The organism is Treponema sp. OMZ 855, assembly GCF_024181145.1.
Taxonomy (GTDB): Bacteria; Spirochaetota; Spirochaetia; order Treponematales; family Treponemataceae; genus Treponema.
On sequence record NZ_CP051194.1, the window covers coordinates 66,211 to 92,875 of the forward strand.

Sequence of the window (26,665 nt, forward strand, 5' to 3'; positions counted from 1 at the left end):
CCTGAAGAGGATATGATGAAAAAACCTGTAATTACATTGTTTATTGTATTAAGTTTGTCTATAAGCGGCGTTTTTGCCCAAACTAATCTGCTGCCTATTGCAGAGGTGAAACTCAGTGGTCGGACACCTATTACGCTTGGTCAGCTTAAAACCCGTGTTTCAGCCTTAGAAAAGGAAATCGGACGGAAGATGACCGTTCCGGAACGGCAGCAAACGCTGGATGGTCTTATCAATGAACGGTTGATCGTCCAAGCGGCTGAAAAAGACGGGATAAAAATCATGGATTCGGAAGTAAACAATTACTTCACCGAATACGTATCCAATCAATTGGGTCAGCAGGTATCCGAAGCGGATTTTGCGAAACTTATTAAAGAAAAAACGAATATGTCGCTTGACGAATATATGAAAGCACAAAACGGTATGACCCTTGCTGAGTTTAAGAGCTTTTTACGAACCCAACTGACTGCGCAAAGATATGTGATGCAGAAAAAACAAAAAGAGCTGCAATCGATTCCCAGTCCGAGCGATGATCAAATCCGTTCGTATTATGAGGTAAATAAACAGTCTTTCGTGCAGCCTGACACAGTACAGCTTTTCCTTGTGGTAGCCCCGAAAGGCGACAAAGCAAGTACTGCGGAAAAAACGATAAAAGATATTCAGAAAAAGCTGACGGCAAACCCGAAGGCGACGGCTGATATCCGTACAAAATCGCAGGAAAAGAATTCAGCTTATCAAGCTGGAGAAATGTTTGTCAGTAAAACCGCATTGGCAGCCGAACAGCTCGGTATTCCGATGGAAGAACTTCTCAAGATTTTTAGCATGAAAGTAGGAGAAGTGTCGCCGATCACCGAAACGGGTGTTAATTACCAGTGCTTTGTTGTTCTGGAGAAAAAAGATGCGAAAATACTCGGTTTAAGTGATGTCGTACAACCCGGCGGGAATGTCAGTCTCTACGAATATATAAAACAGATGGTGATCATGCAGCGTCAAAATGAAGCGCTTAACGATGCGTTGGTTTCGGTAACCAATGAGCTCCGTAAACCGGATAATTTCGTCATATTCAAAACCGGCTCCGATCTCGAAAAAACGCTTTCGTGGTAAAAAATGGCGATCGGAAGACGACGCGGGAGGATCCTGGCGTTTCAGGCGTTATTTGCCTGGGATGCAGGATCGCTTTTGCCTAATGATTTATTGACCTTTCCGTGGGTCGAACGTACCGGTAAAGAGGTAGAGGACGAAGATTTTTTATTTTCGCAGCTTCTTTTTTTAGGTACTGTTGAGCATATCAATAAAATCGATACCCTCATTACCAAAAACTTGGAAAACTGGGATTTTAATCGGCTTAAATTGGTTGACAAAGCGATTCTTCGGCTTGGTACTTATTCGCTTCTCTTCCAACAAGATACCGATCCCAGAATAGTGATTAACGAAGCAGTCTCCATAGCCCGCACGTATGGTACCGATGATTCCTTCAAGTTTGTAAACGCAGTACTTGACAGTATCAAACGAGAGTGTTTAGACTGCTCTTATGAAAAGGACAAAAACTAATCTCTTTCTTATAGGAAGTCTTTTCCTCTGCGTCATTGCCGCAGCATGTTCAAAAACAGATAAAAATGAGCTTTTTCAACAAAAACTAAATGTCATTGACGGTGTTGTGCAAGAAGGTAATACTCAAAAAGCGCTGAATAGCTTACGTGCATTGCGTAAAAAAGCACAGATTCCTATTCAGTATTTAAGCATTGCAAAACGGGAATTGCGGCTGCATAGTCCCGTGCAAGCCTTACAATCAATTCAGGCCGGTCTGAAAAAATATCCCGATGATCCGATGCTTAAAGCGGCTCTTACTCATACACTGATACGGGAAGACCGGATAGAAGATGCGGCCGCGGCTGCTGAATCTTTGCTCGGTACTTCTTATGCCGGTGTTGGGACGGAGGCGCTTATCCTTGCAGATAAGGAAAAACGAACGTACCGGACACCCGTTTCATTTTGGCAAGAGGGATTTCGGCTTACGGGCGAACATATTTTCTTGGAGAATGCTGCCGTAATGCTTGCTCATCAAGGCGACATTGCACAAGCCGCCGCGCTCCGTTCCCGGATCGCCAAAGAAGAAGCGCTGCGTTCCCCCTATTTTTGGTCATGTTTGGCTTATGATATGGGAAACTTTCAGCCGGTACTGGATGATTTAGTCTACTCACTCGCGTATGCCGACATGGCAGGTGTTCCTGAAAATAATCCCAAAGCTTTTGAATACGCCCGCCGTCACCTTTTGCTTGCTGCCGATGCAAGCGCAGGGCTTGGTGATATGGAGCAGGCACGCGGTTTTTGGCACATATATGTTGATCGTTATACGGATTCCTCAAGCGAAGTGTTTTATAACTTAGCGATGACTGCCGCTACGGAAGAAGAAAAAGCCGAAGTATTGATTGATTGTATTTCGCAAAATCCGGGATATTATCCGGCTGTTGCACAGTATGTCCGGGCTTGTTCCGCTGTTAATGCAGTGCATAATCAAAAAAGTCCTTTAGACGAATATCTGCAAAGCAAAGATTTTTTCTCGTTAGAAATGGAAAAAAACTTGTTTGTATCTTCGGCTTTTACCCTTTCTGCCGAGCAAGTGCTTGAGGGGGCAATGGCAGCTGATAGTGAGGATATACGGTTCCTGCTGGAAGACTTTCGATACCGCTATGTCCAGCCGAAAAACTATACGCAGGGAAACGGAGAAATGTGGAAAATTCTGGAAGCACATCCCCACAATCCGCTTGTCAAGGCGTATGCACGCTGGTACTTTGCTTCTTCAGGCGATTTTAACGCTTGTTTCGGAATTGATAAGGCTGATAATCATGATGAAGATGTATTCTACAACGGTATCCGGCGTGCGGTGCAAGGATATTCGACTGCGGCGCTAAAGCATTTTGCCGAGGTGGAAACGGAGAGCCGCTATAAAATTCCTGCCACGGTTGACCAAGCCTATATCTATGATGCCCGCAATGAACCTGATATGGCGATTAAGTATTTCTCCCGCGCCGCGGAGCTCCTTTCCGATAAACGTACAAAAAGTAAGATGTTCTACGAAGCCGCGCGGATATATGCCGAACGCAATGGGATGCCGGAAGCAATTGCGCTGTTGAATCGGGCGCTGAAACTTGATCCTGAAAATCATCGGGCCAATGTGTTGAAACAAAAATTGATTGCCGACGGTAGCGTGAATCGGAATTCCGGTTTAGATTCGTTCTTACAAACTGGTACGGATACCAATCCGCAATAGTGCGCAAGCGGCGGTGTGAGTCTGAAGCAGAGGCGCGTGAGGATCAATATGAACGATTGGTTTGAAAATGAATCTTTTTGGGTACAGTATGCACCTATCATGTTTGACGCCTCGCGATGGAAAGAGGCTTCCGCCGTTGCTAAAGGTATTATTACACTTGCCGGAGCAGGTCGCCCGCCGCAGAAATTAAAAATTTTTGATGCAGGGTGCGGTTTAGGCCGTATTACCGTTGAACTTGCCGTTCTTGGGGCGCAGGTTACCGGTGTCGATCTTATCAAGCCGTTCTTAGATGCAGCGGCAGAGGCAGCGGCGGCAGAAAATGTAACTATCGAATGGGTGCAAGCGGATTTACGGGAGTTTGTACGCCCAGCCGCCTTCGATATTGCAGTCAATATGTATACCAGTTTCGGCTATTGCAAAACGATTGAAGAAGATGCTCTCATTATCCGCAATATTGCCCAATCGTTAAAAAAAGGCGGCTGTTTTATCCTCGAAATGGTAGGGCGGGAAATAGCTGTGCGGGATTTTACTGCGGGAGAATGGTTTGAGCGGGCAGGGTATACCGTACTCACCGATTTTACGGTAGAAGGCGCCTGGGAGGGCTTACGTTCGCATTGGCAGCTCTACACAAAAGACGGACTCAAGGCAGACCACACCTTTGTGCAGCGTCTCTATGCCGCAACCGAATTACGGCAGCTTATGTTGTCTGCCGGTTTTACTTCCGTCGAAATATACGGCGACTTTGACCGCTCCCCCTATAATGAGCGTGCCCGAACCATGATACTGGTCGGGCGTGTATAAGAGAAGTCATTTCACAAAGAAGACTTTTCCGATCGACAAGGCCGAAGACCGTATTGCGTCCGTTCTTTTGTTTAACAAGGGATTATTAAACATCCCTACACTCGTCTGATGACCTCGCGGGCTTTTGAACCGTTTGCAGGGCCGACGATGCCTCGGGCTTCCATCTCTTCGATAAGACGAGCCGCGCGGTTATAGCCGATTTTCAGTTTTCGCTGTACATAGGAAGCAGAGGCTTTTCCTGCAAAGGTAACAATTTCCAATGCTTGCTCATACAGCGGATCGTTATCGTCGGAGAACACGGCATTATCATACGGCTCGTCATCATCATCCACAAAGATTTCTTCATCGATATATTCGGGTTCGCAGTATTCCTTCACGCAGGCGACAACACGCTCTACTTCCTGTTCGGAAACAAAGGCTCCCTGCATACGGGTCGGGAACGGACGAGCGGCGCTTACGTACAGCATATCGCCTTTTCCTAGCAGTTTTTCCGCACCCATCTCATCCAAGATGATTCGGCTATCGGTTTTTGACGCAACCATGAACGCAATTCTGCTCGGAATATTTGCCTTAATCAAACCGGTGATGACGTCGATGGACGGCCGTTGTGTCGCAAGCACCAGATGAATACCGACTGCGCGGCTCATTGCGCATAAGCGTGCGACTGTAGCTTCAAGTTCCTTACCGGATGTTGCCATAAGGTCTGCAAATTCATCGATAATGATGACGATATAGGGCAGCGTTTCCGTTGCTATCCGCTCCGATTTGATTTTCGCATTGAAGGTTTTTATGTCGCGCACACCCATGCTATCGAGTAAGGCGTAGCGCCGCTCCATTTCGCAGAGCGCATATTGTAACGCTTGGAATGCCCGCTTCGGTTCGGTAATAACGGGGGTTAAAAGATGTGCAATGTCGTTATAGAGCTTGAGCTCGACGATTTTGGGATCGACTAAAATCAGCTTTACCTCATCGGGGCGGCGGTTATAGAGAATCGACAAAATGATCGAATTAACGCAAACCGATTTGCCCGAACCGGTTGCTCCGGCGATGAGCAGATGCGGGGTCTGTGCAAGGTCAAGGACTTGCGGATTGCCCGTTACGTCTTTTCCGAGAGCAACGGGAATGGCCATCTTAGCAGCTTCCGGCAAATCGGTTTCTATCAGTTCCCGAAAGCTGACGATTGAACGCTTTTTGTTTGGAACTTCGATGCCGACGGCATGTTTACCCGGAATGGGCGCAACGATACGGACGCTGGAGGCAGCGAGACGTAATGCGATATTATCCTGTAGATTGGTAATCTTGGATAGTTTGATACCCGGCGAAGGCAGCATTTCAAACATTGTTACGACAGGCCCTTTACGGATACCGGTGATGGACACATCGATTTTAAATTCGTTAAAGGTCGATTTCAGCATCAACGCTGCTCGCCGTGTCGCATCGTCAACAATCCAGTATTCACCGTCAGGATAATTCGTTAAAAGATCAAACGGGATGGCATATTTTTTCCGCGGGGGAGGGGGAGGCGCCGGTTTTGCCGGAATGACCGGTACGGTTTGTTCGATGGTTTCTAACAACTTCTCATCAGTATCCTGTGCGGCTTCGGCGCCGATATCAGTCTCGCTGTCATCGATATCTTCTTCATTCTGTATATCCAAACCGTCAATGGCAATATCCGATTCCGAAATATTTTCAGCCGGTACATCTGCCTCATTGATATCGATATCGGATACAAACGTTTCGTCTTGGAACTCTTCAACCGGCGCAACCGGCGCGGTTTCCTCCTGCATTACCGTCCGGTTTTGGGTGATGCTGCCGGTTTCCGATGAAACGGATTGCTCTTCTTGCATAGTTTTTGAGTTTGTGTGCGTTTCCGAGTCGATCACCACCATTGTGTCGAGCAGGTCTGAGCGTTCATTCGGCAGCGGTACGCCGTTTACAAAAACAAGCGGCATATCCGGCTCGGCGGCACTTTCGGTTTCAGCAGCGCTGTTGGTATCTGAAAAATCGGCTTCTGTTTGAGAAGCCGCGGCTATCGATTGTTGTTCTGGAATTGTTTCTTCGGGAATAATATCCATTTGAGCGATGGTATCTGCGACCTCTTCCGCTCCTGCCGGTACATCGTCTTCCGGCGGTATAGGAGTCGCCGTGTCTTCTTCCGGCGGCAAGGGATTGGTCTGTGCTTCGGAATGGCCGGTCTGTTTAATGCGTTCAACCGGAGCGGTAATTTCTTCTAAGCTTGCAAAGAGGTTGTTCGGATCGGAGGGGTCAAATACCGGTCGGGCAGTATCTTCTTCCTGCATATCCATAACGGCTGATAATGGGGTTGACAGCGGGAGCGGCTGCACATCATCTTCCTCCATATCCGTAGGCTCAAGAGTTTCTACCGCTTCAGCAGAATGCATCGGTTCACTCTGTGGTGTTTCGCTGTGCATATTTTCAGTATCCGGAATGCCGGTTTCAACTGATATGTCTTGTTCGGCGCGGTACTCAAGCGTATCGGTAGTATGTTCGTTAAGGGGCTCAACGGTACTATCAGCCGAGAGCGGATTAAACGCCGTTCCTTCCAAATCCGTAGATGCGCCGGATACAGCGGTTGCCTCCGGTCGTTCTTGAACCGTACCGGCCGTATTGATCGGAGCTGTGAATGCTGCGCCCGTATCGCTTTCCGGAGGAATCTGAGTTTCGGCACTGGTTTCTTCCAGCGAATTCGTCGGTGTGTCTTCTGGTGCCGGTACCGGCGGAGTAAAAGACGCCGTTGTATCTTTCGTATCGCTGCTATCCGGCTCAGCGTTTTCGGAAACGGTATCTTCCGTAGGAATGGAGCTCACAGAGAAGTGTTTGCCTGATAGCTTTTCGCTCAGTATGAGCATTAAAAAAATTTCAAAGCAGACAAGCAGCAGTGCGCAGATCAATATCGAAACGGTTACAAATTGCCGGACAAGCGGAATGGAAACCGATGGAGCAAAAGCGTAGATAAGCCGCTCACCGATGATGGCAGTAACAAAATAGAACGGGACGCCGAGCAAAACCGCTTTAGATTCGCGCGTCCAGCCGGGAATCAGCAATAATATGGCTCCATATAAAAAGAGAAGCGGAATCAGAAAAGAAGAGAAACCGTATACCGAAAATACGCGCAGTCCTACGGCAAACAATCCATAGTTTGATTGAGTCAGTCCGGCAATCGGCAAAAAAATGCCGAGCGTCAAGACAATCCCGATACAAAAAAACAGTATACTTAAAATGACCGCTAAAATTCTAAATCGATGATCTCGGTTTCCCATCAATGTTATTTCCCCTCCCGTTCCTTTTGAACACCCCTAGAATTGAAAGATGCCGACTGCGCTGAATAATATAACCCCTGCAGGAATCAAATAGTAGGCAAACATCCCGAGCTTTCCCTTCCGTATCAATTTAAGCAAAAAGGTCAATGCAAAAAAACCTACGATAAAGGCAGTCAACATTCCTGCTGCGAGCGCTGCGATGCCGACAGAACCGCTTATGGTATCGGCTGATTTCAGTTCAAAGATAAACGCTGCAAGAATCGCCGGAATAGAAAGAAGGAACGAGTACTCTCCGGCTTTTTCGCGGTCTACACCGGTTAAGAGCGCCGCTGCGATGGTAGAGCCTGAGCGGGAAATACCCGGTAGTACGCCGATACCTTGCGCTGCTCCGATAATCACCGCTTGCAGCATGGACGGCACGGCAACGTTTTTTTTCGGTTGAATTTTAACTGAAACTAAAAGTACGATACCGGTAATAATAAAACAGATCGAGATAAACAGCATATTTTTTGCCTGCACAATATCTTTCAGAACGATACCGATAACGCCGGTAACAACGGTAGAAATGAGCAGCGCACCAATTAGTTTAAGGTCTGCGCTGTCTTCTATTGTATTTTTTCTGATGATAAACCGGCCGAGTACGGTTAAAAGCCGCCATATCTGTTTGTAAAACACAATACAAACTGCTCCGAGTGTCGCGATATGCAGTAGAATATCAAAAATGATGGGGACATCGGTATGCCCCAAAAAGTACTCTGCTACGGCGAGATGGCCGGAGCTTGAAATAGGAAGAAATTCGGCAATGCCTTGAACGGCGCCGAGAAAAATTGCTTGTATAACCGTCATAATAGTTCCTTGAAAAAGAGCAGTACAATATCCTCCGGTTTTTCGGAATAATAGAGTGCTCCGTATATTGCTGCTGCGGACAGTATCTTTCGCCCGTAATCCCGCGTTTCAGCGTATTCCAAACTCTCCAAAAAGAGATCTGCCGCTAGACCTTGCGCTTTTTTTTGCCATCCGCGAACGCGTGATATGCCTGCATTGTACGCAAAGCAGGCAGGCATAATACGGTTATCGGATCGGCGGATCATTTCCGCAAGATAATATGCACCGAATCTGATATTTATTTCGGGATCGGTAAGGCTGTAATCTGCAACCTTTAACTTCTTTGCAATATCCGCAGCCGTAGCAGGCATCAGCTGTGTAAGACCGACGGCTCCCGCTCCGGATACCACCCGATGTTGAAAAAAGCTTTCGCTTCTTATCAGCGCGTATAAAAGATATTCCGGCAGGCGGTATTCCGCGGCGTATTTCGAGACAATTTCGTGCCACGGACGGGGGTACAGCAGCTCCAGCTGTTCTTTTGTCGCCGCATCTTCCTGATTTCTTAACGAGAAGCGTATTACCCGTATTGAATCGGCATAGCGGCCTTCATCAGCCAATACACGGGCGATTTGTAGTGCCTCTTCGGCGGGAATCGCCGGATATACGGCAACAATGCGGGGATAGACCATATCGTATAAGCCGAAATGAAGCAAGCCGTCGATATATGCCCGCGCCTCTTGTACGGAAAATTCGCTGGTTTGCGCTTGTCCGCCGGATTGAGACTGTGCTTCACCGGCTTGCGTCTGCGGGCGTCGGACGGATTGTGTTTGAGCACCGGATGGGAGTGTACTGCGGAACTGGAACACATCTTGTAACAACTGCGCCCCGCCGAGCCGATATGCGGCTAAAATCCTGTAGTACAACGAGTCATGGGACTCTCCGGATGCTTCTTGCAGTAACCGTACCGTCTGATCCGGCGGGAGTGAACCGGTGCAGGCAAGCGTATAGGCAACAGCAGCTTGTTGTTCCGGCAAGTTTGTTTTTGTCAGCACATCATAGAGCGTTTTTAAGTGTTTCCAATCCTTTGCCGCAGTCAGCTGCGCCCGTAATGATTGTATCAAATCGGTATACCATTCAGGTTTTTTCCAGCGGGGCGCCGTATCTGCCAGTGCTTTTAGATAACGGGGAATGCCCCGTAGTTTTATGGTATCTAAATAGTACCACAATGCAGAATCAAGATTGGAATCGGTGTCGGCCAGTTCAGCTGCCTGTAAGAAAAGTTTTATAGCGCGTTCTTGTTGTTCTGCGCCGCCGATTTTTACCCGGCAGCGGGCTTCATAAAAGGATGCATAAAAAAGGCACCGGCGCATATCCGTACCGGAAAGCTTCTTATTGACCCCGCTTTGTATTCGTATTGCAAAATCTTCAAAAAAAGCCGCTGCCTCGGCGGCGTTCTCAGTCCCATAGACGCCTGCCTTGCCGATATCGGAGAGCAGACTTGGAAAGGTAAAATCTGCAAAGGCATTCTCCATCCTGAAAGTATCCGGAACAGATGCCCATGCTTCCGTATAGTGTTTGCTAAAAACTGCGATACGGATTTCGGCAAGCTTATGTAAAAACGGCGGCATATCCTTGCCGAATTGAGGAAAGGCTTCGGCAAGTGTTGCCGTCAGCGGGCTGGTAAGATACAGCGTTTCCGGCGATTGCGTGATGCTGTCATAAGCACCCATCTGCAAGAGAAGGAGGTTTTTCAAGCGGGTTAAACGGTCTTTTTCAGACAGTTTTTTTTCGTTCTGTACGGAAGTATCGGTTGCTTTGGAAAGTTCCTGCAAGCGTTTTTCTATCGACTGCAGACGGTCGGCAGGGGAACCTGTTTCGTACAATTCTTCCCGGCATAGACGGTTCAGCGGCGACTCATACAGCTTTTCTCCAAGGTTAAAGTAGAAACGGGCAGATTGTTCGTGTCCTGCGCGTTTCAGATGCAAACCGACATAATAGGCGCTGCCGTGCCCCATCATTTTAATACTGCGATAGGCTGCTTTGTCTGCTTTTAAGAAAAAACCGTAATTTCCTGCTTTTAAGTCTTTTAATAAAGCAGCACTTCTATCTGCGGCACAGGCTGTGACGGAACCGATGAAGAGGAAAAGACAAAAAAAAGGAATACGGAGCTGAAAAAAAAGGAGCAAGCAAGAACGAAAAAATCGTTCTTGCTTGTTGCGTAGTATCTTACTGCGGAGGGATTTCAATATAAGTTCCCGAAATGATTAAATCAGGATTTTTAAGTTTGTTATGCTTTGCAATCTTTGTGTACAACCACGGATTACGGTAATAAGTTTCCGATAAATCCCAAAGCGTATCGCCCCAACGGATCTTATAGCGGACGGCTTTTTGTCCTGATGCGGAAGCTGCCGGCTCTTTTACCGCTGGTTTAGTCTGCTGAACAGGCTGTTCTTGTTTTACCGGTTGCTCCGGCTGAACAGGCTGCGGCGGCACCGGCTGCTCTATTGGAGCGGCGCCTGTCGGTTGAGGAGCAGGCGGTTCGGTTACCGCTTTGTCTGCGGGCAATGACGGTGCCGTATTTGGAGCAGGTTGTTCTTGTGCGGGGGGCTTTTGAGCCGGTATAACCGCGGCTACCCCAGGCTCCACAGCCATCGGCCGGCTATCGTCGCTAAGACTCTTTTTTGTCAGCAGCAGAATGCCCAAGACTAATGCAGCAATACCGAGCAAAATAAGGAGAATTAAAAGCCAAATCGGCATTCCGCGTTTCGGCGGCGATTCTTTTTCATCCTCTTCATCAGTATAAAAAGTCGCAGTGGAAAATTCATCATGGGTGCCGGAATTATCATCAGTGTTTATGTTAGTGGAGGAAAGATTGATATCGGCATCGGCCGTTTCCGAACTTAAATCAAAATCAAGATCATCAAATGCTTGATCCGCAAATGTTTCTAATGACACTCGCAGGGCTTGATGCGAACCGGAATCTTTATCAACAGCCTCGGCAGAAAGATTTTTATCTTCGTCGAGCACTAATCGTAATTCTATTGTCGGTTCTCCAGCGGTCTTCTCTTGAATATCTTCAACAATCAGTGAGCCGATATACAAAGGGTCTGAAGTATCATCCTCTTTTTTGAACAAATTAATTTGTACACTTCGTTGATTATCGCGTACCGTAGTTAATTCAAGCGTTTCAGAGGCTGATGCATCATCGTCCATAATGGGAAGAAACATTCCATCTGCGAGTTTTATGCCTATTTTACCTGCCATTACACTACTCCTTCTATTAAAACCTTACTTTTATAGTATCGGCATATCTTAGTCAATACAAAAGGAAATTCCTTTTGAAATATACGGCTCATCTGCGCCAAAACTATACATCCGTGTATAGTTTTGGCTGCGAGTTTCGGCACAGCCGAAACATCGCTGCTATTTAATACCAGCGGCATCCATGCCGCTACTGCAAAAGGCCTCGACGTATCAATACCGCCATGGACGGCGGTGGTTCTATGCAATAACGAGTTTGCTTTGCAAACTCGAAGTCCAAAAATATACATGGACGTATATTTTTGGACGTGTCTCCGCTTTATTTCGCCTAAGCTCCTAGCATCTGTATCGTCTATTTCAAAAGGCTTACGGAAGGGGTTCTCTGTTTCTACGACATCTGTTTCTGCAACTGTTGACAGGTGATAAGTTTAGCCCTATCATACCTATACTTTTTTAAAGATTTCAACTTTTAAAGACTTTTTAACGGATGTACAGGTGGATACGATACAAATAAGAGAAGAAAAACTGCATGACAATATTGTAATCGGCGTATGTCTTTCGTTAGTTGGGGGCTTCTTAGATGCATACTCTTATCTATTAAAAGGTAAGGTATTTGCAAATGCCCAAACCGGTAATCTTGTGCTGCTGTTTATCTCTGCTGCAAATGGGGAACTTCATAAGTTTCTTAAATATATCATACCTATTGTTACGTTTGCGTTCGGCATATTTATTTCAGAATTTCTCAAAAACAAACATTACGTTAAAAACTACACCCGAATGGTTACAGTCTTGGTATTTGAAGTATTGGTTATTGCCGCAATCGGATTAACCGGTACGTATTTTAGGTATGACATTATCAATTCCGTTATCTCTTTTATTGCAGCGCTGCAAGTCGCCAACTTCGATAAGGTTGACGGCAATCCGATAGCCACCACAATGATTACCGGTAACTTAAAAAGCAGTATGATAAATCTTGCGAAGTATCGAGCTGTAAAAGACATCAAATATCTGTATTCTTTTTTTAAGTATCTTCTTATCATCGCAAGCTTCGGCATCGGTGTTTCTGTTGGATTTATTACAATACAATACTATGCGGAAAAATCGATTTTATTGTGCGAACTCTTCATTATTATCGCATTTGTGATGTTACAAAGAGAGGAACAACTTGTGTAGTGTGAAAGGCCGCAGAGACACGCAGAGGCATCATTCTTGCCAAACAGGGGCATATTGCATATACTCTTTCAATAGGAAACCTCTAAAAACCTCAGTTGTTTAGAGGTTTTCCTTAGATTTATTTTGCGATGTTTTTTGATAAGTCATAACAATGTAAAGACTTATCAAAAATACTCGTCGGGCATCTCTAAAAATCTAACCGAGTTTTTAGAGATGCCCTATTATATGTGAATTGTCTCAGAGGCATTGTGAACCGTGCGTTTTAACCTTTGCCTCAGCTCAGTCATATTAAAAAAGGATAGACTATGCCAAAGATCGATGTAAATGAACAGCTTTTTTTCAACTTGTTAGGAAAAAAATACGACTATTCCCCCGAATTTGAACACTTATTAAGCTCTGCAAAGGCGGAACTGGACGAAGCGCCTTCCGCAGCGGCCCCTCAAGATGAACGCATTATAAAAATTGAATTAAACGATACAAACCGCCCCGACCTGTGGTCAACAGCGGGGCTTGCGCGCCTTTTGCGTATGCACACGGGAGGAGCTTCAAACAAAGCTCGGTATCAAGCATTTTTATCGACATTGAGTGAGCGGAAGGATTCCGGAAAACGGACAGTAACCGTAGATCCCGAATTACAGCATATCCGCCCCTTTATGACGGCATTTGTCATTTCGGGCAAGCCCATCGACGATGCTATGTTGAAAGATATTATCCAAACGCAGGAAAAACTGTGCTGGAACTTCGGTCGGAAGCGCCGTTCCGTATCGATGGGGGTGTACCGCAGCGCGCTGATCAATTGGCCGGTACAGTACCGTGCTGTTGACCCGCACACAACCTCGTTTACGCCGCTCGGCTTCGATACCGAAATGACGTGTGAGCGCATTATCACCGAACACCCGAAAGGCAAGGAATACGGCTGGATACTCAAGGATATGAAGAAGGTACCGCTCCTATCGGATGCGAAGGGCGGTGTGCTTTCAATGGCGCCGATTATCAACAGTGCGGAGATCGGCGCGGTACAGCCGGGGGATGCCGATTTGTTGGTTGAGCTGACCGGTACCGATATGCCCTCTCTGCTGCTTGCAACCAACATCGTTGCCTGCGATTTTTCCGATGCGGGATACACGATTTTACCGGTCAGCGTAGAATATCCGTATGAAACCGGCTTCGGTGAGACGATTACCACGCCGCTTTACTTCCAAGAGCCGACAAAGACGACAGTTCATGCCGTCAATAAACTCCTCGGAACTGAGCTTTCGGCGCAGGATATTGTGGAAGCGTTAGAGCATATGGACAATACCGTTACCGTCGAGGGGGATTGTCTGTCGTTGATGCCGCCTGCATACCGGAACGACTTTTTACACGAAGTTGATATTATCGAAGACGTGATGATGGGTAAAACGGTTGAGTTCTTTGAACCGGAAACGCCGCGGGAATTTACCATTGGAAGGTTGTTGCCGGTTACCCAGCTCAGCAGAAAGATTAAGAGTTTGATGGTCGGTTTCGGTTATCAAGAGATGATTTTTAACTATCTCGGTTCAAAGAAAGACTACATCGACCGCATGAATATAGACGGAGCGTCGGTAATCGAAATTGCCAACCCCATGTCGGAAAACTATCAGTTTGTCCGCCCATCCATCATTCCGTCGCTCTTATCCGCAGAAACGGTTTCAGGCAATGCGGTCTATCCGCACCGTATCTTCGAAACGGGAAAAATCGCGTATCTTGCTCCCGAAGAAAATACCGGTACGCGCACCCGACAAAGTCTCGGCTTTTTGACCGTAAACCAAGATGCTAACTTTAACGAAGCTGCCAGCCTTGTCGCCGGTCTACTGTACTATCTGCAAATGGACTACAACGTATGCGAGACACACGACCCGCGCTTTATCGAAGGGCGACAGGCCGGTGTTCTTGCCGATGGGAAACAGATTGGTATTTTCGGTGAACTGCACCCGCAAGTGTTGGAAAACTGGTCTGTTACCGTTCCGGCATTTGCAGGCGAACTCGATATCGAAAGTATCCTTATTCTTACGCTTCCGAACGCTGACCGATAAAGAAAAAACACATTCCGATAAAACAGAGCATGTATGCAAGCAATAACAGTAGCGGGGACAAGCTGTAGGATATATCGGTGAGCAGGGCAATGACAAGGCGGGCGCAATACCGTCCCGCCTCTACCAGTCCTGTTGCCAGTACAAAAAAGAGCGGAAATGCCAGTGCCCATGTATGCTTAAATGGCCGGTGCGGCGGAACTCTGAAGCGCCATGCCAATACGAGCATATAAATCGAAATAATCCAAATAAGAAACACATCGATAATTCTCGCCAATAATTCTCGATGATATATTTGCGCAGGGAAGCCGTATTGTGTTCCCCGCTGCCGAAAGGCATAGAGCTGAGGGAGCGTCATAGATTTTTCACCTTCGTTGGCCGCGATAATCAGCTCAAAATCGCTGTATGAAAACGGCAGCCTCAGAGAGGTCTGCCGCTCAATCGGCATTGTTCCTTCCAGAATGAACGGTTTTAACACTACTGTATCACGTTGCTTATCCACAGCGCGGAACAGCATGCGGAGCATAGGAACTCCATCAGCACTCTCAATCGGAATAAGTTTGATGAAAGGAATCCGTGCCCGATAAAGAATCTTACCGTCGGCGGTGTATTGTGTAAGTTCACAATTTCTTCCATATATTTCCTTAATACTGTTGTTGGTGATATAAGAAAGACCTTCTATTGTTATCTGTGCCGGTGCCCTCGTGCCTGATGCAGGAATGGTAAAATGAATATTACGTGCTGTTTCAAAAAGCGGCAGAGAGGCTGTTTCATCGATAAAGAAAACTTCTTCCAATAGTTTTTTTCGGGTAATATCTATAAAACGGTCTATATCAGGGTCTTTTTTGAGTGGATTATTCTGTTCAAGCATTCGCTTCGCGTTCACAAATTGATAGTAGGCTTTGATGTAGTTTTCCTGCTGGATCATCTCGTATCCGGCTTTTTTTGCTTGGTATAAGCGGATATCAAATTCGGCGGTAAGCTCGGCGATCCCTTTTTCAATTTGATTCCACGCCTGTGCGGCCAGCCGTAACGCTTCTTCATGATAGGGTGCATTTTCGGCACTCAGCTGATATGCCCGCATGGCATAATAGTGTGCGGTGTAAAAATCATATTTGTTCATAAACCGCTTGCTGATGAACAATGCCCCTTCCGCTGTTAAGTTTTCCGGCTCAGCTGTTTCAGAAGAGGGTTCGCTTTTATTGTTTTGCTTGCGATCTGCATTGTATGATTCATGCAATATCTTAGCCTTATCGAAAAGTTGTAATGCTTCAGGATTGTTTTTCCAGATTCCTAAGGCAGCCTTCGCCTTATCATACGCTTTTTCGGCATCTCCGTTTCGTAATGAATTATCAGTCTCTTTTATAAAATCGTAATAATCATGTGTTTTCAGTTCGCTGTAGCGCCGGTAGTCTGCCAGCAACGGCAATACTATTTCTATCAATATGATATAAATAGTAACGCACGCAAAAAGCATAATAAATGCTTCTTTTAAGTAGCGAAGTAATATGTCAGAAAATCGCGGTACGGTATTTTGACCGGATGTACCGAAAATAACGGCATACCCTATCAATATAGCGGAAACCAGTAAGCTCGGCATAATCCGTATAAACAAGATTCCTGTTTCCGCTAATCTCCGGCTGAACAAAAACTGCGGCAGTACATCAATTTTTTTGAGAAAAAACACATATATTAGGCAGCACCCAAGTCCGATCACAAAGTGAATAAGAACGGACAGCCAGCCTTTTAGCATCTCAGGCATTTTATGCAGCGCTCCTTTTTTTGGTCTTTGAATATATCAGCAGTAGTTTTAAACCGCCTATAGAATGAAATACTACGGCAACAACACACAAAACGAGCGGAATTCCGTAAATGCCGTTTTCCGAATTTGTTATATGGAGATTAAAGAGCGCTGTCTTGAATCCTTCCAACTGCATATACGGATATACGAGTAATAGTGCCCCTGAAAGAAGAAGTAAGAAAAGAAGGTTGAACAGATTCCATCGTGTTATGATGCATGCAAACCAAAATGAGCTGACGCAGAAAAAAAGCGCACCTGCGAACAAGAGGTATGTTGTAAAATGTAATGTATAGGCATAGGCAGCATATACATCGGAAAAGAGGCTGTCGGAGCCTTGCTGTAATAAAGCTAGAAATAACGGTTTGCTTGTAAAGGCGGCCAACGCTTTGTCGATGGGTGCCGTTGTTTTGTAGGCTGCTATTGCTTTCTCGATGACGGAAAACTGCGCATAACAGGCCGGTATAATAACCGTTACGGTAAATAGCAAACATGCGAGGAACAGTGTAAGGGCTACACTCAGTTTTGCAGGGTGTCTCATCAAAAATGTATACACTCCGATAATGGCCATCATTACCGCTAATGGGAGTACGTAACATGCCTTTTGCGCCATGCAGAGAAGCAGCAATCCCGCCGATTCTGATGCAAACGGAATAGCCATTTCATAACGCAAGGCTATTCCGCCGAAAAAGGCAAAGATAACAACCGCGCTTAAAAGGCTTAAGAAAAAAACGCCGGGAACCAGTAAAGCATTCTTCATAGGTATCCTTAGAGTAACACGTTATAGATACAATCTCAAGGGTGCCTTTTGAAATAAACGGCGCATCTCCTTTGTTACATATCGATTTTACTATTCGATCCGAATATTCTTTACGAATGCGGTAAATTTTTGCTGCGCTTTGTTGAGCTGTTCCGTTGCGTCAGCAATGTCTGTTTTGAGGTTATCCAGTTCGGTTTCGAGCTTGAGCAGCTTGGTTAAGAACGCTCTCCCTTGCTGGCTTTCCGAACCGACTGCCTCAAGATTCCTCCGTACACGGTCTTGTTCCTTTCCGATTTCCGTCTGACGATCTTGCAAAGTCTTCAAGGCTTTTTCCGCCGCGGTAACCTTTTCTTTTTCCGTTATAATAGACGCAAATGCCTTCCGTACTTTTTCGGGAATTTCGGAATTGGTCGTGTAGGAAATGAATGTGTTTGAATTCATATCGAATATTTTTTGAGTTGATTGATAGGTGCGAGCTTCTTCTACTTTTAACTCGGTACCGGTATTGCCTGCAGCTTTAAACTTAAACCGGTATTTGTTTGCAGTCGTTTCCGCAAGAGCTTGTTTTGATGTCAGTTCAAACCCTGTGTTCTTTGCGTGTTCAACAATAACGGTTCTCTCTTTCTTATTGGTGTTTCGTATCAAATAGATCGTGCTTTGGACTTGCCGGTACGAAGTTGTCATCACTCCGTCAGCCATCTTTATGGTTTCAATCGTCCTTGTGGAGTCGGCTCGCTTTGAACCGGTTACTTCAATATCGTCTCCGTAAGCAATCAGGCGTTTTTCGGCTTCGGGTAAAAACTCCAAAAGAGCATCGCCTGAATATTCCCCCCCGTCAAGAACCGTAATGGGGCCGGCCGGCAGTTTTAAGCCCGATGTGTTTTCAATACTGATACAGAATTTCGGATTAACACGCTCGTTATATGGAATGGAAGAAAATACCGAATACTTTTCCGCAGGAAGAGATGCTAGGGTGAGGGGAATCATCGTGCTTTGCTGCCGCTCAAGTGTAATCGGTTTTGACGGCGTAAAGGCAAACATTTCTCCCGCATTACCGGCCTCAGCTTGATTTTCAAAATAGGCTGAAGTATTTTTTTCCTGTAAGTCTTGATATTCCGCTTCATCATACGCTTCGGATGCATATCTAGACGCTTCTTTTTTCATCATCATCATCGACCGGTTTTCTGCGAGAGGCATAGCTGCGGCATATTCGACACCCGTATCAGCCGAGGCAAATGTTTCCGCTTTCGCAGTTTGCGCAATTGCAAGCGGTACTTCGGGGCGATAGGTATAGTAAGGCGCATAGAGGTTTTGCGTAAAACCGACCGGTCTTCCCGTTGTGAGGGTGAGTGTAATATTCTTCCAGTCGAGGTCGGTTGAATTGTCGATAATCGCCCATGCCTGAAACGCTGCTTTATCGGTACCCATATCGAGCCGATAGCTTGCTTTCCATACCGGCGCTTCCATAACGTATGAAAGACCGATTTTCCGCTCACCTTGCGCATCGATTTTAATGTCCAGTTTTTTGCGGTTCTTTGCCGAAGCGTCGAGGATGAGCGCCAAAGCGGTATTTAAATCTTCATTTCGTCTGGCATCGGTAAATTTAAAGGATTGAATGTCCGAAAAAGCGATAAGGTGGATGCCGTCTTTCGCTGCAAGCGAAATAAAGAAAGAGTCCGTTTCTTTTGAGCTGTTTTTATCGACGCTCAAAATCTTTCCGGTAATTTGATGAGGCGTAAACAGTTCCACTTCCGCGCCCTTTTGCGCTTTTAAAATATCGTAGAGCGTTGTAGCGGCGGAAAGGTCAATTTTTAAACTTTCCAGCGTTTTCCTCAGCGTATCTTCGGACTGATAATTGACTGCTAAGTTTTTTGCACCGGGATCAGTAACGACAAGAGACTTTAGCACATCGTTAATTTGAGCCGGTGAAAATAATAGCTCTATATTCCCTGAACCGGAAACAGTCCCTTCATGCATATAGTGTGCAACGCCTGACGAATAGAGTGTTACCTTTTTAAGCGGAATATCGTCCCCGCTAAAGTTTTTCGCAGGGTCGGCTGTGGTGCCGACTATACAAGCAGCAGATAAAATCATACAAATCATATTTTTCATGAAAGCTCCCCTATTCATATCCTGATTATACTAACCGATGGGGAAAAATGAAAGGGCATGCGGCGGTACCTCTTGTAATTTATAGAGATGCGCGTATATTTTCAAAAGCCTTGACATTTGTTATTCAAAATAGTATAGTCGCTCTGTTCAATTGGATAAGTGGCTAAAAGCCATTTGTCCGGTATTCTTTAAGAGTTTTCCGGTACCGTAAAGCCTTTTAAAGGCAGGTTTCCGTGTTAATGCTGTTAAAAGCATTAAGGGGTTCGCCCTATTACTCTGTAGGATGCCAAACCAGTCATCGGAATGGATTCTGATGATGATCAGGTGGATCCGAATAAGGCTTGTCGAATTGCTATGACGAGCTTATACAACACGTCTTTTGCAACGGTGTTTACTGTCTGATTATCCGCATTCTATTCTTTTCTGTATTTGGTATCCAGTTTATAACATTTTTTCATTTTCGATATGGAAATGGTCTCGCTGTTTGATGGGCGGGGTTTTTGTTAGTTGCCTATTGTCTGTTAGGAGGATTTACATGGCAAAGGAAAAGTTCGAGAGAACAAAAGTTCACATGAATGTTGGTACCATCGGTCACGTTGACCATGGTAAGACAACTCTTTCGGCAGCGATCACTACTCATTGTGCAAAGAAGTATGGTGATAAGCTTCTTAAATATGATGAGATTGATAATGCGCCGGAGGAAAAGGCTCGCGGTATTACTATTAATACTCGTCACTTGGAGTATCAGTCCGACAAGCGCCACTATGCTCACATTGACTGTCCCGGGCACGCTGACTATGTTAAGAACATGATCACCGGTGCTGCTCAGATGGATGGTGCAATCCTTGTTGTTTCTGCTCCGGACTCGGTTATGCCTCAGACTAAAGAACATATTCTGCTTGCTCGTCAGGTTGGTGTTCCTTCTATTATCGTTTTCCTTAATAAGGTTGACCTTGTTGATGATCCTGAACTTATCGAATTGGTAGAAGAAGAAGTTCGCGAAACTCTTGAGTCTTACGGCTTCCCCCGCGATACGCCGATTATCAAAGGTTCCGCATTTAAGGCATTGGCTGACGGCGCTTCCGTTGAAGATACTGCTTGTATCGATGAATTGCTGAAGACTATGGATAGCTACTTTGTTGATCCTGTCCGTGATGATGCAAAGCCCTTCTTGATGCCGATTGAAGATATCTTCACGATTTCCGGACGTGGTACTGTTGTTACCGGACGTATCGAGCGCGGTGTTATCAATCTTAACGAAGAAGTCGAAATCGTCGGTATTAAGCCGACGAAGAAAACCGTTGTTACCGGTATCGAAATGTTCAACAAGCTGCTTGATCAGGGTATGGCCGGTGATAACGTCGGTCTCTTGCTCCGCGGTATTGATAAGAAAGAGGTTGAAAGAGGTCAGGTATTGGCTAAGCCGGGTACTATTCAGCCGCACACTAAATTTGAAGCGCAAATTTACGTTCTTTCTAAGGATGAAGGCGGTCGTCACAGCCCGTTCTTCTCGGGTTATCGCCCGCAGTTCTATTTCAGAACAACCGATATTACCGGAACCGTTACGCTGCCTCAGGGCGTTGATATGGTTAAGCCGGGTGATAATACCAAGATTATCGGTGAGCTGATCCATCCTATCGCTATGGATAAGGGTCTTAAGCTTGCTATTCGTGAAGGCGGCCGGACTATCGCCTCCGGACAGGTTACGGAGATTTTAGCGTAATAAAAAACAAGGCGGTCGGGTAGGCGCTATTCGGCCGCTTGTTTTTGTACGGAGGAAATATGGCTAAGGAAAAGATTCGCGTTAAGCTTCGCGGATTTGATGTTGAGTTGGTTGATCAAAGTTCTAAAGCGATTGTGCAGGCTGTGCAGAAGGTTGGGGCAAAGGTGTTAGGTCCTGTTCCGCTTCCTACACGTATTAATAAATTTACTGTGCTTCGCTCTCCACACGTAAATAAAAAGTCGCGTGAGCAGTTTGAAATGCGGACGCACAAGCGGTTGATCGATATTGTTGAACCTTCTGCAGAAGTGATGAATGCTTTGATGGCATTAGAGCTTTCGGCGGGGGTTGATGTAGAAATTAAACAATAAAAGAACGGTAGACGGCATTTAATCAGGATGTGCGTACCGGAGAAGCGATGAGTTTCTCAAGGAGTTGTGAGTTATGGTTGGTCTGATTGGTAAAAAAATCGGCATGACCCAGTTGTTTGATGACGAGGGGCGGCTGACACCTGTTACCGTTTTGCAAGTAGTGCCGAATACAGTGGTCGCAGTAAAAGATGCGGATCATTTCGGTTATGAAGCAGTTGTGTTGGGAACGGGTGAATTGAAAGAAGGACGTGTTTCAAAGGTATATGCAAATCAGTTTGCAGAAGGTGTTGCGCCTGTCCGTCTTTTAAAAGAATTTAGAGGTTTTGATAAAGAAGTTACCGTTGGTGCGAAAATTGGCGTCGAAGTTTTGGAATCTGTCCGGTATCTTGATATTACCGCAATTTCAAAAGGAAAGGGCTTTCAGGGTGTTGTAAAGCGCTATGGTTTCGGCGGTGGACGCGCTTCTCATGGTTCAAAGTTTCACCGTGAGCCTGGTTCGACAGGGCAGTGTACCAGTCCGGGGCGATCGTTTAAAAACGTTAAGATGCCCGGTCACATGGGTGCCGAACGAGTAACGGTACAGAATTTGAGGATTGAAAAAATAGATCCCGAATTGGGCGTCGTTATGGTACGTGGTTCCGTTCCCGGTAAAAAGGATGCGGTTGTGTTCCTTAAATCCGCTGTAAAACGGGAAAGATAACGGCAGGAGAAGAGAATGGAAAAGAAAGTCTATTCGATTGATGGTAAGGAATTGCGGACAATTGAGCTTAACGATGCTGTGTTCGGTTTGCCTGTTAATGAAGATGTCATTTACTATGCCATTACAAATGAATTAGCAAATATGCGTGTCGGTACGGCATGTACAAAAGGTCGTGCTGAGGTAAACGGTTCTAATGCGAAGCCGTATAAGCAGAAGGGTACCGGGCGTGCCCGCCGTGGTGATAAAAAATCACCGCTTTTGGTCGGCGGCGGTACGATTTTTGGGCCGAAGCCGCGTGATTATAGCTATGCAATTCCGAAAAAAGCAAAGCGGTTGGCAATGAAATCTATCTTGAGTTTGAAGGCTCAGGATGAAGATCGCCTTGTTGTCATAGAAGATTTTACGGTTGAAACCGGTAAAACGAAAGATCTTGTGAAGATATTGCAGGCATTTGTTCAGGATGAGCGCACTGTGCTTGTGTTGAAAGATGATGATGCAATGTTGAAGCGTGCGGGGAAGAATATTCCTACACTGTCGTTTTTGACGTATAACCGTTTGCGTGCGCATGATCTGTTTTATGGGCGGAAAGTGCTGATGCTTGAGTCTGCTGCAAAAAATCTTTCGAGTTTTTATGCGGTTGAGGGGGCTGAGTAATGCAATATACTGATGTTATTATAGCGCCTGTGCTTACGGAAAAATCAAACGAGATGCGTGAGCAGCGTAAGTATGTTTTTAAGGTGGATCCGCGCTCTACAAAGGTGCAGATTAAGGAAGCAGTACGGAAGCTTTTTAATGTTAAAGTGCTTGATTGTGCTGTTGTAAACGTCGACGGAAAAATGCGTCGAGTTCGCTATCGGGCAGGTAAGACTGCAAGCTGGAAAAAAGCTATTGTGACGCTTGCTGAAGGCGAATCGATTAAAGTTTTTGAAGGTGCATAACAGCACTTATCGCTGCTTTGAAGGGGAAGATAAATGGCTCTTAAATTATATAAGCCTATAACACCGGGTATGCGCGGTCGAATTGACTTGCTGCGTGATGAAATCACTGCGCAGAAACCTGAAAAAAGCCTTACAACCGGAAAAAAAGCCAATGCGGGGCGGGATAGCCATGGGCGTATTTCTGTTCGGCATCAGGGCGGTGGACATAAGCGGAAGTATCGTGAAATTGATTTTAAACGTAACAAGTACGGTATTCCGGGAACTGTCCGAACTATCGAATATGATCCGAACCGCAGTGCAAATATCGCATTGATCTTTTACGCTGACGGCGAAAAACGATACATCCTTGCTCCTAAAGGTTTGAAGGTCGGACAAAAGATTATGAGCGGCACGATGGCTGCGCTTGAGCTTGCGAATGCGTTACCGCTTGAATCCATACCGGTCGGTTTTACCGTCCATAATGTTGAGTTGACGCTTGGAAAGGGTGGGCAAATGGCTCGTTCTGCCGGTGCTGCTGCGCTTATTGCTGCAAAAGAAGGCGATTATGTAACGTTGCGCCTTCCTTCAGGTGAGACCCGTTTGGTGCATAAAAAATGCTATGCAACAATCGGTGAGGTTGGAAATGCCGATCACATGAATATCAATTTAGGAAAGGCGGGACGTGCACGTTGGCGCGGTATTCGTCCTTCCGTACGCGGTATGGCTATGAACCCTGTTGATCACCCGCTTGGTGGTGGTGAAGGACGCGGAAAGGGACGCAATCCTGTTACTCCGTGGGGTCAGCCTTGTAAGGGATATAAAACCCGTAAGAAGAAGAATACTTCGGATCGGTTTATTGTTTCACGGCGGAAGTAGGGAGTAGAGAATGTCAAGATCTGTTAAAAAAGGCCCTTTTGTAGAAAAAAGCTTGTACAAAAAGGTTGTTGAAATGAGCAAGACGGGAGATCAGAAAACAAAAAAGATGGTTAAGTCTTACTCCCGATGCTCCACGATTATACCTGAGATGGTTGGTTTTACTATTTCGGTATATAACGGTAAATCATGGATCCCTGTGTATATCACAGAGGAATTTGTTGGACATAAGCTTGGCGAGTTCGCTCCTACCCGTATTTTCCGCGGGCACGGCGGCTCGGATAAGAAAGCGGCAAAAAAGTAGGTGGATATAATGACTGAAACGACTGCAAAGAACGGTTACCGCGCTACGATAAAGTATTTTATTGCTTCTCCGACAAAAGTTCGGCCGGTTGCAAATGTGATTAAACGCAAGTCTTATACCGATGCAATGGCGATCTTAGAGCATATACCCAATAAAGGGGCTGCACTGATTTCACAAACGGTTAAGTCGGCTGCCTCGAATGCTTTGAACGGTAATAAAAAATTGGATGAAGATATGCTCTATATTAAAGAGATCCGTATCGATGAAGGCCCGAGGCTGAAGCGCTTATGGTGCCGCGGCCGCGGACGTGCGGATGTTCAATTAAAACGAATGTGTCACATTACGGTAATAGTTGACGAAAAGGCGGGAGCGTAAGTATGGGACAGAAAGTAAACCCTATCGGGTTAAGACTTGGAATTAATAAAACATGGTCGTCTCGCTGGTATGCAAGTCCGAGAGAATATGCGGACTTATTGCATGAAGACTTAAAGATTCGTGCAATGCTCCAGACACTGCCTGAGTGCAAAAATGCGGATGTTGCCGATATCGAAATTATTCGTCATCCCCAGCGTGTAACAATTGTTATTCATACCGCGCGGCCGGGTGTGATCATCGGAACCAAAGGTGCCAATATTGAAAAAATCGGCGCTATTATTCAGAAAGAACTGAATAAAAAGGTTCAGATTAAGATTAAAGAGGTGAAGCGTGCTGAATTGAATGCTTCTCTCGTTGCCCAGAATGTTGCCCGTCAGCTGATGGGGCGTGCTTCCTTTAGAAAAGCCTTAAAGCAAGGTTGCTTTTCTACGATGAAAGCCGGTGCTCAGGGAATTAAAATCCGTGTTTCGGGTCGTCTTGGCGGCGCTGAAATGTCCCGAACCGAAGAAATGAAGGAAGGGCGGATACCCTTGCACACACTCCGTGCGGATATCGACTACGGTTTTGCGGAAGCGCATACCACCTACGGAAAAATCGGTGTAAAAGTTTGGCTCTATAGCGGTATGATGTACGGCAGCGACCAAAAAGATGACGCCGGTTTATTGTTAAAAAAACAGCGCAAGGAGCGCGCTCCTCGATCGGAAAAAGGCCGTGGCGAGCGTGCGGAAGCAGGGAGGGATTAAGCGATGGCTTTAAGTCCTAAGAGAGTAAAATACCGCAAAATTCAGCGCGGTAGAGTTAAGGGAAACGCAACACGGTGTAATCATATTGACTTTGGTGAATTTGCATTGGTATCGCTTGAACCCTTTTGGCTGACTAATCGCCAGCTCGAAGCTGCTCGTGTTGCTTTAAACAGAAAGGTAAAGCGCGGCGGTAAGTTGTGGATTCGCGTATTCCCCGATAAGCCGTATACAAAAAAACCGGCTGAAACACGTATGGGTAAAGGTAAGGGAGCTCCGGAGTATTGGGTTGCTGTTGTAAAGCCCGGAACGGTGCTGTTTGAGCTTACCGGTATTGATCGCTCGCTTGCGGAAGAGGCTATGCGTTTGGCAGGAAGTAAACTTCCGTTTAAGACACGCTTTGCCGAGCAGCCGCGCGATAACTAAGATGGAGTTTTCCGAATGAAAAAGCCGAACTATAAAGATTTATCCCTTGCCGAATTGCAGGCAAAGCGGAGCGAACTTAAACAAAAATATATGGATTTGAGGTTTCAGTTTGTAGTGGGACACGTAGAGAACCCTATGCTGAAACGGTCTATGCGCCGCGAAATTGCAGCGCTGAACACATTTATCCGGCAGAAAGAATTGGCCGGCGTAAGTGCAGAGTAGGAGCAGGCCCGTGGAAGAAACAACGGCAAAAAAGAAATCCGGGAACCGCGAGTTTGTTGGTTTGGTAACCAGCGATAAAATGGATAAAACCATTGTTGTGCAGGTCGCTACCAAGAAACTTCATCGGCTGTATAAAAAGTATGTGCTCAATACAAAAAAATATAAGGCGCATGACGAACAAAATACAGCTCACATTGGTGATACGGTGCGTATTGTAGAGAACCGTCCGATCAGCAAAGAAAAATGCTGGCGTTTGGCGGAGATTATTGAGCGTGCAAAATAACGAGTAAGGAGCGTCTATATTATGGTTCAAGTAGAAACAAGATTAAACGTTGCCGATAACTCGGGTGCAAAGATTGTACAGTGTATTAAGGTACTCGGCGGATCCCACCGCCGGTATGCCGGTATCGGTGATATCATTGTAGTAGCGGTAAAGGATGCGCTTCCGACTTCTACAATCAAAAAGGGTTCTGTAGAAAAAGCGGTTATCGTCCGCGTTTCTAAAGAATATCGCCGTCCTGACGGGACATATATCCGCTTTGACGATAACGCTTGTGTATTGGTCGATGCGAATAAGAACCCCAAGGGTAAGCGTGTTTTCGGGCCTGTCGCGCGCGAACTGCGTGATATGGATTTTATGAAAATCGTATCGCTTGCGCCTGAAGTTCTATAAGGAGATTGAGCATT

The 26,665-nt window shown here is 45.9% G+C and carries 26 protein-coding genes; 19 read left to right on the forward strand and 7 right to left on the reverse strand.

Annotated features, from left to right (window positions below; all coding sequences use genetic code 11):
* Nucleotides 1–15: 15 nt before the first annotated feature.
* Genes E4N65_RS00380 through E4N65_RS00395 form a run of 4 tightly spaced genes read left to right on the forward strand, consistent with a single transcriptional unit; the run spans nt 16 to nt 4,069 of the window.
* Nucleotides 16–1,101 carry an MOSP complex formation periplasmic protein, TDE1658 family gene (locus E4N65_RS00380; RefSeq protein ID WP_371921844.1) on the forward strand — a complete coding sequence of 362 codons (1,086 nt, stop codon included), beginning with the start codon at nt 16–18 and terminating at the stop codon, nt 1,099–1,101.
* A 3-nt stretch (nt 1,102–1,104) separates the two neighbouring features.
* Complete coding sequence (nusB, locus tag E4N65_RS00385) at nt 1,105–1,548, forward strand: transcription antitermination factor NusB (protein WP_253673504.1); 444 nt, start codon at nt 1,105–1,107, stop codon at nt 1,546–1,548.
* Nucleotides 1,529–3,268 carry a tetratricopeptide repeat protein gene (locus tag E4N65_RS00390; protein WP_253673505.1) on the forward strand — a complete coding sequence of 580 codons (1,740 nt, stop codon included), beginning with the start codon at nt 1,529–1,531 and terminating at the stop codon, nt 3,266–3,268. The genes nusB and E4N65_RS00390 overlap by 20 nt, the downstream gene beginning before the upstream one ends.
* Nucleotides 3,269–3,316: 48 nt before the next feature.
* Nucleotides 3,317–4,069 (forward strand): class I SAM-dependent methyltransferase, encoded by a 753-nt coding sequence (locus E4N65_RS00395; protein WP_253673506.1) that lies wholly within the window; start codon nt 3,317–3,319, stop codon nt 4,067–4,069.
* A gap of 95 nt (nt 4,070–4,164) precedes the next feature.
* Here E4N65_RS00395 and E4N65_RS00400 read toward each other — a convergent pair whose 3' ends face one another.
* Genes E4N65_RS00400 through E4N65_RS00415 form a run of 4 tightly spaced genes read right to left on the reverse strand, consistent with a single transcriptional unit; the run spans nt 4,165 to nt 11,439 of the window.
* On the reverse strand, nt 4,165–7,350 hold the full coding sequence (locus tag E4N65_RS00400) for a DNA translocase FtsK (RefSeq protein ID WP_253673508.1): 3,186 nt from the start codon (nt 7,348–7,350) through the stop codon (nt 4,165–4,167).
* 36 nt (nt 7,351–7,386) lie between these two features.
* Nucleotides 7,387–8,196 (reverse strand): undecaprenyl-diphosphate phosphatase, encoded by an 810-nt coding sequence (locus tag E4N65_RS00405; RefSeq protein ID WP_253673509.1) that lies wholly within the window; start codon nt 8,194–8,196, stop codon nt 7,387–7,389.
* Nucleotides 8,193–10,361, reverse strand: coding sequence for a flagellar assembly lytic transglycosylase (locus E4N65_RS00410; RefSeq protein ID WP_253673510.1), 2,169 nt, complete (start codon nt 10,359–10,361; stop codon nt 8,193–8,195). Before E4N65_RS00410 ends, E4N65_RS00405 begins: the two co-directional genes overlap by 4 nt.
* A 40-nt stretch (nt 10,362–10,401) precedes the next feature.
* Nucleotides 10,402–11,439, reverse strand: coding sequence for an Hsp70 family protein (locus tag E4N65_RS00415; protein ID WP_253673511.1), 1,038 nt, complete (start codon nt 11,437–11,439; stop codon nt 10,402–10,404).
* A gap of 492 nt (nt 11,440–11,931) precedes the next feature.
* Between E4N65_RS00415 and E4N65_RS00420 the strand changes: the two genes are divergently transcribed.
* Nucleotides 11,932–12,609, forward strand: a complete 678-nt coding sequence (locus tag E4N65_RS00420) for a YoaK family protein (protein ID WP_253673512.1) — start codon at nt 11,932–11,934, stop codon at nt 12,607–12,609.
* A gap of 305 nt (nt 12,610–12,914) precedes the next feature.
* Complete coding sequence (pheT, locus tag E4N65_RS00425) at nt 12,915–14,663, forward strand: phenylalanine--tRNA ligase subunit beta (RefSeq protein ID WP_253673513.1); 1,749 nt, start codon at nt 12,915–12,917, stop codon at nt 14,661–14,663.
* On the opposite strand, the gene E4N65_RS00430 is transcribed toward pheT, so the two are convergent.
* From E4N65_RS00430 to E4N65_RS00440, 3 genes are all read right to left on the reverse strand, one after another.
* Entirely contained in the window at nt 14,638–16,422 is a 1,785-nt protein-coding gene (locus E4N65_RS00430) for a hypothetical protein (protein ID WP_253673514.1), read from the reverse strand. The two genes, pheT and E4N65_RS00430, sit on opposite strands and share 26 nt — an antisense overlap.
* A 1-nt stretch (nt 16,423) precedes the next feature.
* Entirely contained in the window at nt 16,424–17,218 is a 795-nt protein-coding gene (locus E4N65_RS00435; protein WP_253673515.1) for a hypothetical protein, read from the reverse strand.
* Nucleotides 17,219–17,308: 90 nt separating this feature from the next.
* A complete protein-coding gene (locus E4N65_RS00440; protein WP_253673517.1) occupies nt 17,309–19,330 on the reverse strand; it encodes a DUF4139 domain-containing protein in 2,022 nt (673 codons plus the stop codon).
* A 535-nt stretch (nt 19,331–19,865) separates the two neighbouring features.
* Here E4N65_RS00440 and tuf point away from each other — a divergent pair.
* From tuf to rplN, 13 genes are all read left to right on the forward strand, one after another.
* Entirely contained in the window at nt 19,866–21,053 is a 1,188-nt protein-coding gene (tuf, locus tag E4N65_RS00445; RefSeq protein ID WP_044014198.1) for an elongation factor Tu, read from the forward strand.
* Between the two features lie 59 nt (nt 21,054–21,112).
* Entirely contained in the window at nt 21,113–21,421 is a 309-nt protein-coding gene (rpsJ, locus tag E4N65_RS00450) for a 30S ribosomal protein S10 (protein ID WP_253673518.1), read from the forward strand.
* 73 nt (nt 21,422–21,494) lie between these two features.
* Nucleotides 21,495–22,121 carry a 50S ribosomal protein L3 gene (gene rplC / locus E4N65_RS00455; RefSeq protein ID WP_044014194.1) on the forward strand — a complete coding sequence of 209 codons (627 nt, stop codon included), beginning with the start codon at nt 21,495–21,497 and terminating at the stop codon, nt 22,119–22,121.
* Nucleotides 22,122–22,136: 15 nt separating this feature from the next.
* Nucleotides 22,137–22,775, forward strand: coding sequence for a 50S ribosomal protein L4 (gene rplD, locus E4N65_RS00460; protein WP_044014192.1), 639 nt, complete (start codon nt 22,137–22,139; stop codon nt 22,773–22,775).
* Complete coding sequence (locus tag E4N65_RS00465) at nt 22,775–23,059, forward strand: 50S ribosomal protein L23 (RefSeq protein WP_044014190.1); 285 nt, start codon at nt 22,775–22,777, stop codon at nt 23,057–23,059. Before rplD ends, E4N65_RS00465 begins: the two co-directional genes overlap by 1 nt.
* A 33-nt stretch (nt 23,060–23,092) precedes the next feature.
* Complete coding sequence (gene rplB, locus E4N65_RS00470) at nt 23,093–23,914, forward strand: 50S ribosomal protein L2 (protein WP_044014188.1); 822 nt, start codon at nt 23,093–23,095, stop codon at nt 23,912–23,914.
* 10 nt (nt 23,915–23,924) lie between these two features.
* Nucleotides 23,925–24,215, forward strand: coding sequence for a 30S ribosomal protein S19 (gene rpsS, locus E4N65_RS00475; protein WP_016522594.1), 291 nt, complete (start codon nt 23,925–23,927; stop codon nt 24,213–24,215).
* A 9-nt stretch (nt 24,216–24,224) separates the two neighbouring features.
* Nucleotides 24,225–24,590, forward strand: a complete 366-nt coding sequence (rplV, locus tag E4N65_RS00480; RefSeq protein WP_044014186.1) for a 50S ribosomal protein L22 — start codon at nt 24,225–24,227, stop codon at nt 24,588–24,590.
* A 2-nt stretch (nt 24,591–24,592) separates the two neighbouring features.
* Nucleotides 24,593–25,333 (forward strand): 30S ribosomal protein S3, encoded by a 741-nt coding sequence (gene rpsC / locus E4N65_RS00485; protein ID WP_044014184.1) that lies wholly within the window; start codon nt 24,593–24,595, stop codon nt 25,331–25,333.
* A 3-nt stretch (nt 25,334–25,336) separates the two neighbouring features.
* Entirely contained in the window at nt 25,337–25,756 is a 420-nt protein-coding gene (gene rplP / locus E4N65_RS00490; RefSeq protein WP_006188377.1) for a 50S ribosomal protein L16, read from the forward strand.
* A 15-nt stretch (nt 25,757–25,771) separates the two neighbouring features.
* Entirely contained in the window at nt 25,772–25,978 is a 207-nt protein-coding gene (rpmC, locus tag E4N65_RS00495; protein WP_162664401.1) for a 50S ribosomal protein L29, read from the forward strand.
* Nucleotides 25,979–25,988: 10 nt separating this feature from the next.
* Complete coding sequence (gene rpsQ / locus E4N65_RS00500; RefSeq protein ID WP_006188379.1) at nt 25,989–26,261, forward strand: 30S ribosomal protein S17; 273 nt, start codon at nt 25,989–25,991, stop codon at nt 26,259–26,261.
* Between the two features lie 21 nt (nt 26,262–26,282).
* A complete protein-coding gene (gene rplN / locus E4N65_RS00505; RefSeq protein WP_044014180.1) occupies nt 26,283–26,651 on the forward strand; it encodes a 50S ribosomal protein L14 in 369 nt (122 codons plus the stop codon).
* Nucleotides 26,652–26,665: the final 14 nt, after the last annotated feature.

What these genes read in the sequence shown, in the direction of transcription:
- tuf (WP_044014198.1), top strand. Translation starts at nt 19,866, where the DNA reads ATGGCAAAGGAAAAGTTCGAGAGAACAAAAGTTCACATGAATGTTGGT.
- rplN (WP_044014180.1), top strand. Translation starts at nt 26,283, where the DNA reads ATGGTTCAAGTAGAAACAAGATTAAACGTTGCCGATAACTCGGGTGCA.
- E4N65_RS00390 (WP_253673505.1), top strand. Translation starts at nt 1,529, where the DNA reads ATGAAAAGGACAAAAACTAATCTCTTTCTTATAGGAAGTCTTTTCCTC.
- E4N65_RS00400 (WP_253673508.1), bottom strand. Translation starts at nt 7,350, where the DNA reads ATGGGAAACCGAGATCATCGATTTAGAATTTTAGCGGTCATTTTAAGT.
- rplP (WP_006188377.1), top strand. Translation starts at nt 25,337, where the DNA reads ATGGCTTTAAGTCCTAAGAGAGTAAAATACCGCAAAATTCAGCGCGGT.
- E4N65_RS00405 (WP_253673509.1), bottom strand. Translation starts at nt 8,196, where the DNA reads ATGACGGTTATACAAGCAATTTTTCTCGGCGCCGTTCAAGGCATTGCC.
- E4N65_RS00430 (WP_253673514.1), bottom strand. Translation starts at nt 16,422, where the DNA reads ATGCCTGAGATGCTAAAAGGCTGGCTGTCCGTTCTTATTCACTTTGTG.
- rplB (WP_044014188.1), top strand. Translation starts at nt 23,093, where the DNA reads ATGGCTCTTAAATTATATAAGCCTATAACACCGGGTATGCGCGGTCGA.
- rpmC (WP_162664401.1), top strand. Translation starts at nt 25,772, where the DNA reads ATGAAAAAGCCGAACTATAAAGATTTATCCCTTGCCGAATTGCAGGCA.
- E4N65_RS00415 (WP_253673511.1), bottom strand. Translation starts at nt 11,439, where the DNA reads ATGGCAGGTAAAATAGGCATAAAACTCGCAGATGGAATGTTTCTTCCC.
- rpsS (WP_016522594.1), top strand. Translation starts at nt 23,925, where the DNA reads ATGTCAAGATCTGTTAAAAAAGGCCCTTTTGTAGAAAAAAGCTTGTAC.
- rpsC (WP_044014184.1), top strand. Translation starts at nt 24,593, where the DNA reads ATGGGACAGAAAGTAAACCCTATCGGGTTAAGACTTGGAATTAATAAA.
- rpsJ (WP_253673518.1), top strand. Translation starts at nt 21,113, where the DNA reads ATGGCTAAGGAAAAGATTCGCGTTAAGCTTCGCGGATTTGATGTTGAG.
- rplC (WP_044014194.1), top strand. Translation starts at nt 21,495, where the DNA reads ATGGTTGGTCTGATTGGTAAAAAAATCGGCATGACCCAGTTGTTTGAT.
- rplV (WP_044014186.1), top strand. Translation starts at nt 24,225, where the DNA reads ATGACTGAAACGACTGCAAAGAACGGTTACCGCGCTACGATAAAGTAT.
- nusB (WP_253673504.1), top strand. Translation starts at nt 1,105, where the DNA reads ATGGCGATCGGAAGACGACGCGGGAGGATCCTGGCGTTTCAGGCGTTA.
- E4N65_RS00395 (WP_253673506.1), top strand. Translation starts at nt 3,317, where the DNA reads ATGAACGATTGGTTTGAAAATGAATCTTTTTGGGTACAGTATGCACCT.
- E4N65_RS00435 (WP_253673515.1), bottom strand. Translation starts at nt 17,218, where the DNA reads ATGAAGAATGCTTTACTGGTTCCCGGCGTTTTTTTCTTAAGCCTTTTA.
- E4N65_RS00440 (WP_253673517.1), bottom strand. Translation starts at nt 19,330, where the DNA reads ATGAAAAATATGATTTGTATGATTTTATCTGCTGCTTGTATAGTCGGC.
- E4N65_RS00380 (WP_371921844.1), top strand. Translation starts at nt 16, where the DNA reads ATGAAAAAACCTGTAATTACATTGTTTATTGTATTAAGTTTGTCTATA.
- rplD (WP_044014192.1), top strand. Translation starts at nt 22,137, where the DNA reads ATGGAAAAGAAAGTCTATTCGATTGATGGTAAGGAATTGCGGACAATT.
- E4N65_RS00465 (WP_044014190.1), top strand. Translation starts at nt 22,775, where the DNA reads ATGCAATATACTGATGTTATTATAGCGCCTGTGCTTACGGAAAAATCA.
- pheT (WP_253673513.1), top strand. Translation starts at nt 12,915, where the DNA reads ATGCCAAAGATCGATGTAAATGAACAGCTTTTTTTCAACTTGTTAGGA.